Here is a 291-nt window from a genome sequence, read left to right on the forward strand (position 1 = left end):
CTGCATGAAAAGGGCTTAATCCGCAAACTGCTTGACGTGCAGAGCTTCGATCGTAACGCTGCGCAATCTTTGGCCCGCAACCCGAACCATATCGAAATCAGCGCTAACCAGTACGCCAACTGGGGCTCTAAAGGCGCTTCCGTCGACCGTCTGGACGTGGTGGTGCTGAGCGCGCTGGAAGTAGACACCCACTTCAATGTTAACGTGCTAACCGGCTCCGACGGCGTTCTACGCGGCGCGTCCGGCGGCCACTGCGATACCGCCGTCGCGGCGGCGCTGTCCATCATCGTC

1 protein-coding gene is annotated in these 291 nt (G+C 60.1%); it reads left to right on the forward strand.

Features of this window, described 5'->3' with window-relative positions; all coding sequences use genetic code 11:
- On the forward strand, nt 1-291 hold a 291-nt coding region (locus tag J4G32_RS20900), incomplete at both ends, for a citrate lyase subunit alpha (RefSeq protein WP_281413601.1).

It is taken from the genome of Microvirga antarctica (assembly GCF_017921815.1).
Taxonomy (GTDB): Bacteria; Pseudomonadota; Alphaproteobacteria; order Rhizobiales; family Beijerinckiaceae; genus Microvirga; species Microvirga antarctica.